Source organism: Streptomyces sp. CA-288835 (assembly GCF_050936385.1).
Taxonomy (GTDB): Bacteria; Actinomycetota; Actinomycetes; order Streptomycetales; family Streptomycetaceae; genus Streptomyces.
In genome coordinates, this window is sequence record NZ_JBNJMW010000001.1 from 3,556,249 (window position 1) to 3,570,993 (window position 14,745).

The window sequence follows — 14,745 nt, forward strand, 5'->3', positions numbered from 1 at the left end:
CCGGAAAAGACCACTCCACGGCGCCCACCCCGCCGAGGACTCACACAGAACTCACAGAAAGCGGCGGCCCGGCAAGGCAGTTGGCGGAAGTCGCGTCACGCGACGGCGGTTCCCTCGAGCTCGACCATCAGGGTGGGGATCGCCAGCCGCGTCACCCCGAGCAACGTGCCGGGCGGCGCCACCGCGGCGGCGCCCAACCGCGCTGTCAGCACGCCGTAGTGCTGGAAAAGGAGATCGACGTCGGTCGTGTAGACGTTGAGCCGGACGAGGTTCGCGAGAGACATGCCGACCTCGGTGAGCACGGCCTCCAGATTGTCGATGCTCAGCGCCAACTGCGCCGCCATGTCGCCGTCATGCTCGGGCTTGCCGTCGGCGTTCATCGCGGTCTGGCCCGAGATGTACAGGGTGCGGGTGTTCCCCGAGACGATCTCGCCCTGGTTGAAGCCCATCTCCACCGACCAGGTCACCGGGTTGACCGCCGTTCGTTCCACTGCCACGTCAGCTCCATTCGATTCGTTTCGGCTCGTTTCGATGCGTGGGGGGAGTGCGTACGCGGCCATCGGCTCGGTAGCCGTCGGCTTCGACGTCGTGGGAACGAGCTTCGCAACAAAACATGACATCCACCGTCACGTATTTGGATAAAGTTCGCGCATGCGCGCTGACCGGTTGGTCTCACTGGTGCTGTTGCTGCGTCAGCGCGGTCGGCTGACCGCGGACACGCTGGCCCGTGAGCTGGAGGTATCCACCCGTACGGTGCTGCGCGATATCGAGGCGCTGTCCACGGCCGGTGTCCCGGTCTATGCCGAACGCGGGCGGCACGGCGGTTTCGCGTTGGCGCCCGGTTTTCGGACCGAGCTCACGGGTCTGAATCACGACGAGGCGCTTGCCCTGCTGACGGCCGGATCGGGGCGCGGCGAGTTGGTGTTCGGCCTCGGCTCGGCGCTCGCTTCGGCCATGCGGAAGGTGGTCGACGCGTTGCCCGAGAGCCACAGGGCCACCGCGAACGACGCGGCCCAGCGCTTTCTCGTCGACCCGGAGACCGATCTGCTCTCGCGTCGGCTGGTCACCGAGGAGGTGCCCGACACCACGATGATCGAGGTACGGCGCGCCGTGCTCGCCGGACACAAACTGCGCATCCACTACGCGGCCACGGGCCAAACCCCGCAGTGGCGCACGGTGGACCCGATCGGCCTGGTCACCGTGCGCGACCGGGCCTACTTGCTGGCGACGCGATCCGGCGAGGACCGCACGTACCGGCTGTCGCGGGTGCTGGGCGCCGAGGAACTCCCCGAAGCGGCAGAGCGACCGAACCGGGTCGACCTGGACCGGATCTGGCGGGAACGCTCCGCGCGGTTCCTCTCCGGCGGCGACCACATCACCGTGCTGGTACGGGTGAATCCGGCGCGGCGGGAGGAACTGCTGGACACCGCACTGGCCGTCCGCGCCGAAGAACCCGAAGCGGACGGCTGGCTGCGGTTGGAGGTGACGTTCCAGGACTCCCGCCACGCGGAATGGGCGCTGTGGCAGCTCAGCATGGACGCGGAGGCCTTGTCCCCGCAGTCGCTGCGTACGTCCCTACGCAACCGCGCGGCCGCGATCGCCACCCGCTACGGAGACTCGAGAGACTCATAGCCGCGCAGCGCCCGGTCGACCAGTGCGTCGGCGGCGCCCGTGTAGCGGGCCGGGTCGAGCAGTTCGGACAGCTGGTCGGGGGTGAAGCGGGCCGTCACCTCGGGATGGCCGGACAGCACCTCGCCGATCGTGCGCCCGGTGTCGGCGGCCTCGGCCGAGGCGGCGGTCAGCAGCTTCTTCGCCCGTACCTTGCCGAGCACCGGGGCGAGCGCCACCGTCAGCCGTTCGGTGACGATGGCGCCGCCGGTCAGTTCGAGATTGGCGAGCATTCGATCGGGGTGGACGATCAGCCCTTCCGCGAGTTCGACGGCCGTGTGTGTGGCCCCGCCCGTCAGCCGCAGCGCCTCCCGCAGCGGCTGCCACTCCGCGTGCCACGCCCCGGCGGGCCGCTCGTCCTCGGCGAGCATGCACTGGGCCAGTACGAGGGCATGGGCGGGCACTTGACGGGCCGCCGCCACGATCAGCGTGGCGAGCGCGGGGTTCCGCTTCTGCGGCATCGCCGAAGAGGCCCCGCGTCCCGCGGCCGCGGGCTCGGACACCTCGCCGATCTCGGTACGGGACAGCGTCTGCACATCGAGCGCGAACTTCCCGAGCGCTCCGGTGACCAGCTGAAGTACCGCGCCCAGTTCGGCGATCGGAGTGCGCACGGTGTGCCACGGCAGCACCGGTTCGGCCAGCCCCAGTGCCTCGGCGAAGGGGGCGAGCAGTTCCACGCCGCCCTCACCCACCCCGCCGTCCAAGGCCGCGTACTCGCGGTACGCGGCCAGGGTGCCTGCCGCGCCGCCGAGTTGGGCCGGTAGCGCGGATGCGACCGTACGGACCCGGGTCAGGGCGTCGGCGACGAGTTGGAGCCAGCCCGCTGCCTTGAGGCCGAGGGTGGTGGGCACCGCGTGCTGGGCCAGGGTGCGCCCGGCCAGGACGGTGTGGCGGTGGGTGTCGGCCAGCGCGGCCAGGGCGGTGCCGGTGCGTTCCAGGTCGGCGGCGATCAGGCCGAGCACTCTGCGGGCGACCAGCATGGCCGCCGAGTCGAGGATGTCCTGGCTGGTCGACCCGCGGTGTACGTACTCGGCGGCTGCCACGTCCCTGGCGGCGACCACCTCGGTGAAGGCGCTCACCAGCGCGACGACCGGGTTGGCCGCGGCCCGGGCCGCATGGGCCAGGGCGACCAGGTCGAGGCGGTCCGCGTGAGCCACCGAGGCGATCGCCTCCACCGCGGCGGCGGGCGTCAGCCCGACGGCGTGCTGGGCCCGGGCCAGCGCCACTTCGGCGTCCAGCATCGCCTGCAGCCATGCCTCATCGGTCACCTCGGCCGCGACGGGCGTGCCCGCCCAGGTCGGGGCGAGCAGGCCCGCATCGGTGCCCACGGACATCCCGTTCACGCTCTTCGGCCCCCTGCGCCTGTTGTCTGACGTACGGTCAAAGTACTGGCGGGCGACGCCACTTCGTTCCCCGTCATCCGCAGAGCCGCCCGCGCGATCGCGTCCGAGTCCTCCAGCGTCACCGAGCCGACGCCCGGCCTGATGCCGACCGCCGTCACCCAGCGCACGCCCTCCGTCGGCACCCCGAAGGCGAACCGGCGCGGATGCGCCCGGCCCACCGCGTCCACGAGTCGGGGCGGGCTCCCTGTCACCGCGAGTCCACCCGTCTCCCAGCCGGTCAGCCGGTACGGGCCGCACTGGCCGGCCGTCAGCAGCCCCCGCAGCAGCGGATTCGTGCTCCGCCGCAGATCGACAACGGGCAACCGCGCCTCGACCAGTGCACTCACCAGCACCGGAGGAGCGGACACCAGCTCCGCGTCCACGAGGAAACCGCCTTCGCGTGCCGAGGGCCGTACCCGCATCCGCGGACCGACCATGTGCAGCACCTCGGCCTCGATCAGCGCGATCAGCTGCTCGATCCGGAAGGCCGGCGGACCGATCGAGGTGAACGCGTTCAACGGCGTGTACCAGCCGTCCAGTTCGGCACGGTACGACTCACCGGAGACACCGCCGTGGTCGACCACCAGCCGGATCTCGTTGCGCAGATCCCGCAGGGCGTCCAGCGCGGCCTTCAGCGGCCCGCTCACATTGCCCAGCCGGGCCTCGGCGACATCCCGCCGCAGGTGGTCCAGCAGCCAGTGCCGGAAGTCGTCCCGGCCGGCGAAGGTCCGCTCGCCGTACGGACGCTCGATCCGCTGCCAGTCCCACCGCTCACCGGGCGGCACCGCGTACCGGTCGAGCAGGGCCGCTTCCCCGGCCCCGGCAAGACTGGCCCCCGCAAGACTGGCTCCGGCAAGACAGGATCGTACGAACTCGTCGGCGGCCCCGGGCCCGTGGGCGGCCAGGATCCACGCCTCGTGGTAGACGGTGCGGACCTCCCGGTCGATCAGCGGCCAGATGTCACGGCGAAAAGTGACGGGCTGCCCGCCGTCCGCCGTCCGCCGCAGCCCGGCGATGACCTCCGGGGTGAGGAACCGGGGGTGGTGGCGGCCGAGTGCGCCCTTCTCGTTCTCGCCCCGGGCGTGGTACGGCACACCGCGCCGCGAACCGGCGTACAGGATCGGCTCGTTGCCGCTCGGGAGGTACACGAGTCCGGACTGGCTCTCCTTGAACGTGCCGCCGCGGCCCTCGGTGAGCAGCGCCAGTTGGTCGAAGAAGTTCAGCCCAAGGCCGCGCAGCGCCACCCGTGTGCCCGGCGGGATGCCGCTCAGATCGGCGTCGGCCGGGTTGGCGGGACCCACATAGAGCAGGCCGTGCCGGTCGGCGAAGGAGCGCAGCTCCCGTTCCTCCCGGCTCGGGGCCAGCTCCCCGTGGCCGAGCGCCAGGACCACCGCGTCCATCCCGGACAGCAGGCCGCCGTCCTCCAGTGTCACCGTCTGCCGCCCGTCCGGGGCGTCGTCCAGCGCGACCGCGGTCGCCCGGTGCGTGTGGACCGTCACTCGGGGAGCTGCGGTGCGCAGAAGGTGTCGTAACACCCACTTCAGGTAGTGGCCGTGGAATGCCCGGGTCGGGTAGGTGTCCGGGCCGAGCCGCCGCGCCTCGTCCAGGACCCGGTCCTGGCAGCCCTCGGCGAACGCTCCCTGGCTGACCATGCGCGCCCACTCGTACAGGCTGGGCCCCGGCACCGACGGCCCCACGCAGTCCACGCTGTCATCGGTGAACAGGGTCACCTGGGAGGCGACCGTGTTCATCAGCAGCTCGCCCGGCTGGTCGGTACGCCATACCGCGCCCGCGCCGGGCGGGTACGGGTCGACGAGGTGGACCACGACCGGACGGGTGGCCCTGGCGGTGCCGTCGGCGTTGGCGCAGATCCGCTCCAGGACCGAGAGCCCGCGTGGACCGGCACCGATCACACAGATGACGAGGGCGTCACCGGGCCCGCTCTGTGCCGGCTCACTCTGTGCCGGCTCGGTCATTCCCCGCCCAGCCCGTCGCGCCAGCTGGGCCGCTGCGGCTTCCAGCCCAGCGTCGTACGGGCCCGGTCGTTGGACGCGCCGTGCGCCGCGGTGAGTTGATGGGTCATGTACCAGCCGAGCATCCGGGGTGCGAGTTCCGCCGGGATCGTACGAGGGGACGGGCCGGCCAGCGTGCGGGCGTAGTGCGGGAGCCATTGCGCGGCCGGGGCCGGGTCGTCGTCCGTCACATGGAACACCCCGGTGGCATCCGACTCGATGGCCGCCACCGTCGCCGCCACGGCGTCCTCCACATGCAGGAACGACATGATCCCGGCGCCGTCCCCGGGCAACGGGAACCGCCCGGCCAGCACCGCCTGCGCGGTCCCGCCGTTCCGTGCGTACGCGGTCCGGGGCCCGTACAGCGAGCCGTACCGCAGCACGACACCCGCGAGGTCCGGGCCACTGCCCAGGACCAGCCGCTCCAACTCGGCGACGGCTTGGACGGTGGATGCCCAGCCGGGGTCGGGGGCGTCCACATACAGCGGCACATCCTCGTCGACGACCGGAACCGAAGCCGGGGCCGCGGCGAAGGCGATGGACTGCGCGACCAACCGCCGCGCACCGGCCGCCCGCGCCGCCTCGACGAGGTGCGCGGTGCCCTCGGTGCGCAGCCGTCCGGTCTGTGCGAAGGCCCCCGGCGGGTCGTCGTACATCGACCGCAACGCCGTCATCTGATGGACGACCACCTCGGGCCGCGCGTCCGACACCGCCGACAACACGGCCTCGCGGTCGAGGGCGTCGGCGACCACGACCTGGTCCGCCTCCGGGGCCCGTGCCCGGGACCCCTGACGCACCAGCGCACTCACCTCATGGCCCCGCGCCCGCAACGCGCCCACCAGCGGATGTCCGATCACACCGGTGGCCCCGGTGACAAGTACACGCACTGCTCAATCCTCCGTAACGGGCGGGACGACAGGGGTGGCGACCCGCATCAGCAGGCGGCACGCCTTGTCCCCGTCCCGCAGACAGCTCTCGGCGCGGTTCTCCGTCAGGGTCACGCCGAGTCCCTCGGACCAGCCCGCGTGGATGTCGGTGCACGGGCACTGGTAGCCCTCCAGCGAACCTGACATCCGCACCATGGTGATGGCGAAGTTCCGCCGCAGGGTGAGCACGATCAGGTCGTCGCCCTCCACCTCGGTGGAGGCGTTGCGTAGTTCCGGCGGGAACATGCGGTCCCCGCAGTCGTCGTAGCGGCGGCGCAGTTCCTCCAGGTCCTTGCCGCTGTCACCGGTGCCGGACAGCGGGCCGCTCCGGCGTGCGACCTGCTGGGCGACCTTGAGGGCGACCTTGCGCATCGCCTCGGCGTTGATCTCGTTCGCGGCCTGCTGCCCGAACCGCTCGGCCACGCCCTGATACCAGTTGGCGTCGTGCTGCCACCACAGCCGGTACGCCTCCGATGCCCGGGCGCGGTGGTTGACTTCGCCGGCATCCGACCCCGTACTCATGCGTGCTCCGTGAGTTCCTTGGCGGCGAAGCGGTCGCGCATCACGCGTTTGAGGACCTTGCCGGTGGCACCCTTGGCCACGTCCTCGGGCTTCATCGGCACAGCCCGGGTCACCGGGGGGAAGCCGGCGGCCGACAGGACCGCGTTGACGCGCTCGGTCCACGCCTCGTCGCGGTCATTGCCGCTGGGGTCGTCGTCATTGGCGTTGTCGTGCGTGAGCTGGAGCAGCGCGTACGCCTCGGCCTCTCCGTCGCCGTCCCAGTCCGCCCGTACGCCCTCGGGGGCGACCCCGACGACGGTGCAGTCGGCCAGTTCGGGCAGCTCCCGCAGCAGCAACTCCTCGGTGCGGGTGCTGAACAGGATTCCGGCGCGGGTCCGGATGGCGTCGGTCGCCCTGTCCAGGTGGTAGAAGTTGCCCTCCTCGTCCTGGTAGGCGAGGTCGCCGGGCAGCCAGTAGCCGCCCAGCCGCATCCGGTTCCAGGTCAGTGAGTCGTTCCAGTAACCGGGCGTGATCGTCGGCGACTTCAGGCCGAGGCGGCCGATCTCCCCGGGCGGCAGCGGGGTGCCGTCCTCGGCGAGTACGGCGGCCTCGGCGAAGCTGAACGGCTTGCCGATGCAGCGCGAGTACGCGGAGGTGTCCTTGGTGTGCCGGTTGTGGAAGAGCGAGTGGCCGACCTCGGAGGAGCCGAGCCCGTCGATGAAGACGGAACCCTCGACCCGACTGCGGCGCAGAACCCCGCCGTCCCTGCTGATCTCCTCGCGAACGCCGTGCCGCACCAGGGCCCGGATATGCGACTCGTGCGCCGCATCGCCAGTGTTGAACCACACCTCGACGCTCGACAGATCACGGGCCGCCAGGTCCTCCCCGGCCATCTCACCGAAGGTTCCGGCGAAGGCCAGGACCGTGCTCGGCCGGAACTCCTCGATGGCGTCGAGCACTTCGGTGCCGCGCTGGCTGGAGAGCAGCTTGATGTCCGCACGCAGCAGCAGGCAGTACAGCAGGGTCGCGATGGAGGCGTTGTGCGGTCCCGGCAGCGCCACCAGGGTGCGCGCCATGTCGGCTCCGGTGGAGTAGCGCAGCCGGTGCACCTGCGAGTACATCAGCGTCCGGTGGCTGTGCGGCACGCCCTTGGGCATGCCGGTGGTCCCGGAGGAGTGCGAGATGATCACCGGGTCGGTGGGGTCGTGCCGGTACGGGTACGACATCGGCAGCCGCTCGCGGAACTCCGGCCCGATCCCGTCGGCGGTCACGCAGAAGCCGAGCCCCGTCTCCGGGCCCGACAGCACGGAGTGGTGCTCGGCGTCCGTGAACGCGCCCACCGCACCCTGACGGCGCACGTACTCGCGGGCGATCTCGGGGCGCAGGTTGCCGTTGACGAGCGACGGGATCGCACCGAGGGACGTCAGAGCCAGGTAGTTCACGGCGTTCTCGGCACTGGAGTGGGAGTGCACGGCGACCGGGTCGCGGGGCCGTACGCCATGGGCGGCGTACCAGCCGGCGTACGTCTCGACGGCCTCGCAGAGCTGACGCAGGGTCAATACGTCGGGACGGCTGCCGTCCGGTGCCTGCCAGCTGCCGTCCGTCCGCAGCACGGGCTCGTCGAGCGGGCGGTCGTACGCCTTCAGACGGTGCAGCACATTGCCGGCGCCGAGTTCGGTGTCGGAGCAGATCCGTGCCCGCTCCTGCCTACTGATGAGCATGGTTCTCCGTCTCGTTCCCTACTCGGTGGCGGCGGTGAGGATGAATGCGGGCGACCGGGGCTCGGTCACCAGGAGGTGGCTGCCGCCGTCCCGCAGCAGTCGCCGGTGGGCGGCGACCAGGTCGAACAGGCCCTGGATGCTCCCGGGATGCGCGCCCGCCCCTGTGCCGCCGGCGTCGTACGCCTCGGCCGACCGGACCGACACCGGTGCCTCGCCTCCGGGACGGCCCAGCAGCACCGCCGCCGCCAGGCCGGCGGTCGCGGGCAGGTCCGGGACGGGGGCCGGGCGGCCGCTGTCGGCGACTAGTTCCTGATACATGGCGGCCAGACGCTCGCTGCCGCCCAGCTCCACGCCCAGCACCAGGACCCGGTCCAACTCCGGGTCCTCCAGCAGCAGATCGGCCATGGCCAGCAGTTCGGCCACCGGGTCGTCGAGGGTGGAGAGGCTGAACGTCTGCCCCGTGATCCCGAACTCCTGGCTCGTATAGCCCAGTACGGCATTGGCGGTGGCCTGCATGAACAGCAGCGGGTTGTGGACCCGCCCCGACACCATGCGCTGGCTGGCCAGGTCCGCGGTGGTCGTGTCCCCCATCAAGGTGGCCAGCACCACGGCCGTACGGGCGCCGTCGCCGGGCCGTTCGGTGAGGCACTGCCTGCTGACGTCGAAGGCCAGCGGGCTGAAGGCCGACTCCACGAAGCCGGGGAGTCGCGGCAGCGGGATGTCCGCATCGGCCCCGGTGGCCTCGTCGGGCTCGGACCGACCGGTGCCATGGGTGGCGGTGGCGGTCGCGAGGATGCCGAGGGGCGAGCGGAGTACCGTCTTCTCGGTCGTCATGGCCGCTCCAGCACGAGTGCGGTGTTGGCGCCCCCGAAGGCGGCGTTGATGTTGAGGGCCCGGCGCAGGTCGGCCTGGCGCGGCTGGTTCGGTACGTAGTCCAGGTCGCACTCCGGGTCCGGGCGGCCGTATCCGGCCGTCGGCGGCAATACGCCGTCCATCAGCGCCAGCATCGTGATCACGAACTCCACGACGCCCGCCGCCTCCAGGAGGTGGCCGGTGGTGCTCTTGGTGGAGCTGACCGGAATCGACTCGACACGCTCCGGGAAGGCGGCCCGCAGTCCTCGGGTCTCGGCACCGTCGTTGTACTTGGTGCCGGTGCCATGGGCGTTGACATAGCCGAGGGTCGCGCCGTCCGGGTCGCCGGCGAGCCGCAACGCCTGCCGCGCCGCGCGGGCCAGACCGGCTCCCTCCGGGTGCGGCTGGGCGATGTGGTGGGCGTCGGTGGCCGCGCCCCAGCCCGCGATGGTCGTCAGCGGCCGGGCACCGCGCCGCCGGGCGTGCTCGGCGGACTCCAGCACGACGGCCGCCACGCCGTCGCCCAGCAGCAGGCCGGTGCGGTCGGCGCTGAACGGGCGCACCATGCCATCACGCGACAACGCCCGACCGGAGTCGAACTTGCCGAAGGTCTCCTCCTCCACCAGATATCCGCCCGCACAGACCGCCGTATCGATCCGGCCGGAGGAGATCAGCCGGCACGCGTGGATGATCGCGGCGGCGGAGGCGACACAGGCGTTGGTGAAGGTGAGGCGGGGGCCAGTGAGGTGGAGGCCTCCGGCCAGCAACTCGGCGAGGTGGGCGGGGACGGCGTCGGCGTACCGGGCCGTTGTGCCGTACGTGCCGTTCTCGCCGTACGAGCCGTCCGCAACGTCTGGGCCATTCGAGCCGTCCGCACTGCCCGGGGCTTCCGGGCCGTCCGCACCGCCCGGACCCTTCGGCTCACCCTCCCCGTCCGGCAAGGGCGTTGGGGACGAGGACTCGGCGGCGGCTCGCCAGTAGCGGGTGACGCTGGTGTGGTCCCCGGCGACGCCGAGCAGGACCGCGGCCTCCGTGCCCGGGCGCAGGCCGGCCATGTCGAGGGCTTCCGCGCCGCACTGGGCGAGTGCGTGCCGCAGCGCCCAGTCCTCGACCGCGTCGGGTCCGTCCGGGGCGGCGGCCGCCATCGGCGTACGGTACGGGCCGGTGTCGAACCTCGTGGTGGGCGTGAACGAGGGGACGCCCGCGAAGACCCCACGCCGGAGGGCCTCGGCGCCCGTACCGAACGCGGTGCGGACGCCGAATCCGGTCACCGTTACCTCAGCGCTCATCGCGGCCGCCTCCCTCCGCCCCGTCCGTCTGGGCGGCGCGCAGAAACTCGGTGAGCCGCCGGAGCGAGGTCAGCCCGGCGATGTCCTCGTCGGTGGGCTCCACGACCAGGCCGTAGCGCTCCTCGACCACATGCAGCAGCCACACCAACCCGAGGGAATCCAGGACCAGTTCGGCATCCTCGCCGAGGTCGTCGGGCAGCCCGGGGAAGATCTTGCGGTCCGACAACAGCTCCCGGACGGTGTCGATGGTGATGGCGGACACCGAGGAGTCCGCGTCGTTCGCCGTGGCCCCCGCGCTCATGCCTTCGCACCGCGCCGGACGACCTCGGCGACAAGTCCACCGAGGGTCAGTGAGGCCAGGGATTCGATATCGGTGTCCGGTATCTCCACCCCGAACCGCGACTCCAGCCGCAGCGTGAGCTCGATAAGACTCAACGAGTCCACATCCAGCCCACCGACGGTCACCGGACTCTCGTCGGTGATGCCGTCGCGGCTCGTCAGGATGTTCATCTCGTCGATGACAGAGGTCAGAACGAACTCGCGGATCTCGTCTTCCAAGGTTGAGGTACTCATGATCAGAATCTCCATTGAACGGTTCAGGTAAGTGAGTTGAGCGCCCCGAAGGGTGAGCTCTTCAAGCGGGCGCCAGGGGGCGCGCCCTTTAGGGGCGCGGGGCCGTGACATTTGCGGCTCCGCCGCGTGGGCGCGCCCCTTCATGCGGACGTCAACGGACGTGCCCCGTAGGGGCGCGGGGAACTGCGCGACCAGCCACGACGGGCCCGCGGACACCAAACAACCGCAACACCCCCAACTCACCCAGCGGAGCGCAGCGCTGCGGCGTTGCGCACCAGCTTCCCGTTGGACGTACGAGGCAAAGCCTCCAGAACCCGCACCACCCGCGGCAGCTTGTAGTCCGCCACCCGCTCCCGGCACCACCGCAGCAACTCCTCCCCGGAGGGAGGCTCATGACCCGCGGCCACAGCAACGAACGCCTCGGTCATGTCCTCATGGACCAGAACCGCCTGCTCAACCGCCGGATGGTCACGCAGCACGTTCTCGACCTCGGTGAGGTCCACCTTGAGCCCCCCGATCACGACGAGGGAGTCCGCACGCCCGTGCACCCGAACCGCCCCGGTGCCGTCCACCGTGGCCCGGTCCCGAGTGTGCAGCCACCCGTCCTCGTACTGGCTGCCGCCCGAGTCGAAGAGGTACGGCGACTCCTCAAGGGCGACATCCAGCTCGCCCTTGTGCTCCCGCACCACCACCCCCGGCGCGGCTCGCCCGACCGACGGCCGCAACGTACCGCCGACGTCCATGGCGACCACTCCGGTCTCGGTGGTCCCGTAAGACTCGCCGACAGCCACCCCGTACCGTTCGGCGAACCGTGCCGCAACCGCCGGAGGCATCAACTCGCCGCCCGACACCGCGACCCGTAGCTCCGGCAGTTCGGGAGGATCGATGGCGGCTGCGAGCAGTTCGTAGTGCATCGGCACCCCGAACAGGGCGGTGATCCGGTGGTCCACCGCCGTGCGCAGGATGTCGCGCGCCGAGACCCTGGGCGCGAACACCACGGACACCCCGGCCACCAGCGAGTGCAGCAGCCCGGCGATCAGACCGAAGCTGTGCGCGGTCGAACTGAGCAGCAGCAGCCGGTCGCCCTCCCCCGGCATCCCGGGAATCGCGGCGAACCGTTCCACCTCGGCGGCGAGCGAACGCGCGGTCCTGCCGATCACCTTCGGCCGCCCGGTGGAGCCCGAGCTGAACTGCACCAGCCGGTGCCCGGTGGTGGCGGCCAGGCCGGTGCCGTAGCACTCGGTGACGACCTCGTAGTCGGGCCGGAAACCGAACGTAGCCCGGACGTTGACACCGGCGCTGACCATGAACTGCGGCCGGCAGGTCGCGCAGAGCGCCTCCACCTCAGCCGGTTTCAGCCGGAAGTCGAAGAGCAGCACCTGGGCACCCAGCCGCCACAACGCGAGCAGCACCTCGACCTGGGTGAAGCTGGGCGGTGTCCGCAGGCCCACGGTGCTGCCCGGTCCGATGCCGTATCCGGAGAACACGGCGGCCTGCTTGCCGACCCGTTCCCGCAACTCGGCCCGGGTGACGGTCTCCTGCTGATGCGTCAGATACGGCAGCCCGTCGTCCCGCGCGTCGAACAGCCGCTGGATGAAAGGGCCCATCTCGTCGTCCACGTCATCCACGAGGTCCACGAGCGCGCCCATCAGACCTCCTTGCAGAACTCGCCGATGGGCAGGCCCACATGGCGCTGGTCCCGGGCCAGATAGCCGAGAAGCTCGTCACCGGTCTGCAGCTCGGTGACGTTGAGGACCTTCCCGCCCGGGCCGAGCACCCGTACATGCCAGTCGTCCTGCACCGTCAGGCTGACCAGTTGCCCGTTCTCGGCATGGGTACGGATCTCGAGCAGCGGCCGGGACTCGAGCTTGGCCCGGCCGACCACGACCCGCCGCGTCCGCCCGTCGGCGCCGACCGCCAGCAGCGCCATCCCGGAGCCGACCTCGCTCAGATAGCTGGTGCGGTTGTCGGGCCCCAGCGTGTACGAGTGCAGGGCACCGGCGTTGACCCGGAACGGCCTGGTCGGCATGTACGGCAGCGGATGCGTCTCGCTGCAGCAGAGCACGAACCCCGAGGAGTACGAGCCGACGAGGATGCCCTCGTCCTCATCGAAGTGCGAGCAGGTGTCCACGCAGACCCGGTCGCCGAGCCCGACGTGCCGGATGCTCTCCACGGTCAGCGTGGACAGCTCCAGTTGGGGTGTGGTGGCCTCCAGCAGCCGCGCCAGCGCGAACACTTCATCGGCGCTACGAGGCGAGAAGAGAACGCCGTCCGAACCACGCTCAAGAACGTCGAAGACGATCCCGGCTTCCTCCAGGTCGTCGACGACGGTCACCAGCTTGCCCTCGGCGGGCTCGGCCGCCGCGAGCACGATCTCCAGCGGGATCTTGGTCGGATCGGCGAAGTGGATGACGGTGTACGGCAACGCCATGGCACCCGCGCAGGAGAGCTGCAGGGTGCGGTCGTCCCGTACATCGACGAAGCCGGCGACGGTCGCACCCTCGGCGCCACTGGCACGGTGCTCCGCCGCGACCGCGTCCAGCTCTTCCTGGGTACCGAACTGCCGCAACAGTACGTCGATTCCGGCTGCGGCCGGGGAGGAGGCCGGAGCCGAGGAAGCGTCGGCGGCCGAGGACTTCGCCTCCTTGGCGCCGTCGGCGCCCTTGGCATCCTTCGAGCCCCCGGTGCTCTTGTCACTCGGCTTCTTCGCGCCGGCCGCAGCCGGACCCGCGGAGACCAGCACCCGGGTGATGGTCGGAGGCAGCGTCCCGAGCAGTTCAGCATCGGTGGCCAGGACTCCGGCCATCCGGGTGTGGACGGCCGCGTCCACCACCGCTTGGAGCTGCGGCTGTGGAACTTCACGGAGATCGATCCACGCGAACCTCATGCGACACCTGCCACGATCGTCGAATAGTGAGTCATGCCTCTGCCATCGTTTGTCGTTCCGTCTGGTGGACGCGTCGCCTGCCCGTTGTCACCCGGCGTGCTGCCGTCACCGCCACGGCCGTGCACGACCGCCGCGAGCCCGGCCACCAAAGAAGCGGGCGAGGGGGTCGAAAAGATCCGGCGGCCGACGGCCAGCCCCTGACAGCCGGAGGCCATCACCGCCTTGCCGTACTCGATGAGGTCGGAGCCGTCCGGGGGCCCTCCGGCCGCCAGGACGGGGATGGGGCTGTGGGCCACCACCTCGGCCATCCGGTCGAGCGGCAGGGCGACCGAGGTTTTCACCATGTCGGCACCCAAGTCCGCGGCGACGTTGACCAGATGGGCGAGGAGCGCGGGATCACGCGGGTTGTCGATCCGGGGACCCCGGGGGTAGATCATCGCGATCAGCGGCATGCCCCAGTTATCGCAGGAGCGGGCCACCGCCCCGAGGTCCGCGAGCTGCTGGCTCTCGGTGTCCGAGCCGATGTTCACATGGACGCTGACCGCGTCCGCGCCGAGCCGCAGCGCCTCCTCGACGTCGCCGACCAGCACCTTGGCATCGACATCGGCCGCGCAGGCGGTACTGGCGCTCAGGTGCACCACGAGCGCGCAGCTCTTGAGGATCTCCGGTGCGAGGGCCCGGGCCCGCCCCTTGTGGACGATGATCCCGTCGGCCCCTCCGCCGACCAGCGCCCGCAACAGATCGTCCCATTGGCCGGCGGGTACGAGCGGGCCGTCCGACACGCTGTGGTCGAGCGGGACGAACAGGTACCGGCTATCACCCGCCAGCGACAGTCTGCGCAGACGCAATGGCTTGCCAGCTTTCAGCATGAATAATGCACCTTCCCAGCCCAAAGGCTGCATGGAAAAGGTCCGGCAGCGGCTTGGATTGAACA

The 14,745-nt window shown here is 70.9% G+C and carries 14 protein-coding genes; 1 reads left to right on the forward strand and 13 read right to left on the reverse strand.

Going from position 1 to position 14,745, the window contains the following annotated elements; all coding sequences use genetic code 11:
• Positions 1-95 precede the first annotated feature (95 nt).
• On the reverse strand, positions 96-491 hold the full coding sequence (locus ACQEVY_RS15910) for a RidA family protein (RefSeq protein ID WP_432955239.1): 396 nt from the start codon (positions 489-491) through the stop codon (positions 96-98).
• Between the two features lie 160 nt (positions 492-651).
• Here ACQEVY_RS15910 and ACQEVY_RS15915 point away from each other — a divergent pair, with 160 nt between their 5' ends.
• Entirely contained in the window at positions 652-1,632 is a 981-nt protein-coding gene (locus ACQEVY_RS15915) for a helix-turn-helix transcriptional regulator (RefSeq protein WP_432948915.1), read from the forward strand.
• On the opposite strand, the gene ACQEVY_RS15920 is transcribed toward ACQEVY_RS15915, so the two are convergent.
• The 12 genes from ACQEVY_RS15920 to ACQEVY_RS15975 form a co-directional block, all read right to left on the reverse strand.
• On the reverse strand, positions 1,608-3,002 hold the full coding sequence (locus ACQEVY_RS15920; protein ID WP_432948917.1) for a class-II fumarase/aspartase family protein: 1,395 nt from the start codon (positions 3,000-3,002) through the stop codon (positions 1,608-1,610). The two genes, ACQEVY_RS15915 and ACQEVY_RS15920, sit on opposite strands and share 25 nt — an antisense overlap.
• A 5-nt stretch (positions 3,003-3,007) precedes the next feature.
• Positions 3,008-5,026: an FAD/NAD(P)-binding protein gene (locus ACQEVY_RS15925; protein ID WP_432948919.1), complete on the reverse strand. Its 2,019-nt coding sequence runs from the start codon at positions 5,024-5,026 to the stop codon at positions 3,008-3,010.
• Positions 5,023-5,949, reverse strand: a complete 927-nt coding sequence (locus ACQEVY_RS15930; RefSeq protein WP_432948921.1) for an NAD-dependent epimerase/dehydratase family protein — start codon at positions 5,947-5,949, stop codon at positions 5,023-5,025. Before ACQEVY_RS15930 ends, ACQEVY_RS15925 begins: the two co-directional genes overlap by 4 nt.
• A 3-nt stretch (positions 5,950-5,952) precedes the next feature.
• Positions 5,953-6,510, reverse strand: coding sequence for a hypothetical protein (locus ACQEVY_RS15935; RefSeq protein ID WP_432948923.1), 558 nt, complete (start codon positions 6,508-6,510; stop codon positions 5,953-5,955).
• Complete coding sequence (locus tag ACQEVY_RS15940) at positions 6,507-8,210, reverse strand: AMP-binding protein (protein WP_432948925.1); 1,704 nt, start codon at positions 8,208-8,210, stop codon at positions 6,507-6,509. Before ACQEVY_RS15940 ends, ACQEVY_RS15935 begins: the two co-directional genes overlap by 4 nt.
• A gap of 18 nt (positions 8,211-8,228) precedes the next feature.
• Positions 8,229-9,044, reverse strand: a complete 816-nt coding sequence (locus tag ACQEVY_RS15945; protein ID WP_432948927.1) for a hypothetical protein — start codon at positions 9,042-9,044, stop codon at positions 8,229-8,231.
• Positions 9,041-10,351: a beta-ketoacyl-[acyl-carrier-protein] synthase family protein gene (locus tag ACQEVY_RS15950; protein ID WP_432948929.1), complete on the reverse strand. Its 1,311-nt coding sequence runs from the start codon at positions 10,349-10,351 to the stop codon at positions 9,041-9,043. The genes ACQEVY_RS15945 and ACQEVY_RS15950 overlap by 4 nt, the downstream gene beginning before the upstream one ends.
• On the reverse strand, positions 10,341-10,652 hold the full coding sequence (locus tag ACQEVY_RS15955; RefSeq protein ID WP_432948931.1) for an acyl carrier protein: 312 nt from the start codon (positions 10,650-10,652) through the stop codon (positions 10,341-10,343). The genes ACQEVY_RS15950 and ACQEVY_RS15955 overlap by 11 nt, the downstream gene beginning before the upstream one ends.
• Positions 10,649-10,924, reverse strand: coding sequence for an acyl carrier protein (locus ACQEVY_RS15960; RefSeq protein WP_235990185.1), 276 nt, complete (start codon positions 10,922-10,924; stop codon positions 10,649-10,651). The genes ACQEVY_RS15955 and ACQEVY_RS15960 overlap by 4 nt, the downstream gene beginning before the upstream one ends.
• Before the next feature lie 239 nt (positions 10,925-11,163).
• Positions 11,164-12,573, reverse strand: a complete 1,410-nt coding sequence (locus ACQEVY_RS15965; RefSeq protein WP_432948933.1) for a class I adenylate-forming enzyme family protein — start codon at positions 12,571-12,573, stop codon at positions 11,164-11,166.
• A complete protein-coding gene (locus ACQEVY_RS15970) occupies positions 12,573-13,811 on the reverse strand; it encodes a 3-dehydroquinate synthase II family protein (protein ID WP_432948935.1) in 1,239 nt (412 codons plus the stop codon). The genes ACQEVY_RS15965 and ACQEVY_RS15970 overlap by 1 nt, the downstream gene beginning before the upstream one ends.
• A complete protein-coding gene (locus ACQEVY_RS15975) occupies positions 13,808-14,680 on the reverse strand; it encodes a 2-amino-3,7-dideoxy-D-threo-hept-6-ulosonate synthase (protein WP_432948937.1) in 873 nt (290 codons plus the stop codon). The genes ACQEVY_RS15970 and ACQEVY_RS15975 overlap by 4 nt, the downstream gene beginning before the upstream one ends.
• Positions 14,681-14,745 lie beyond the last annotated feature (65 nt).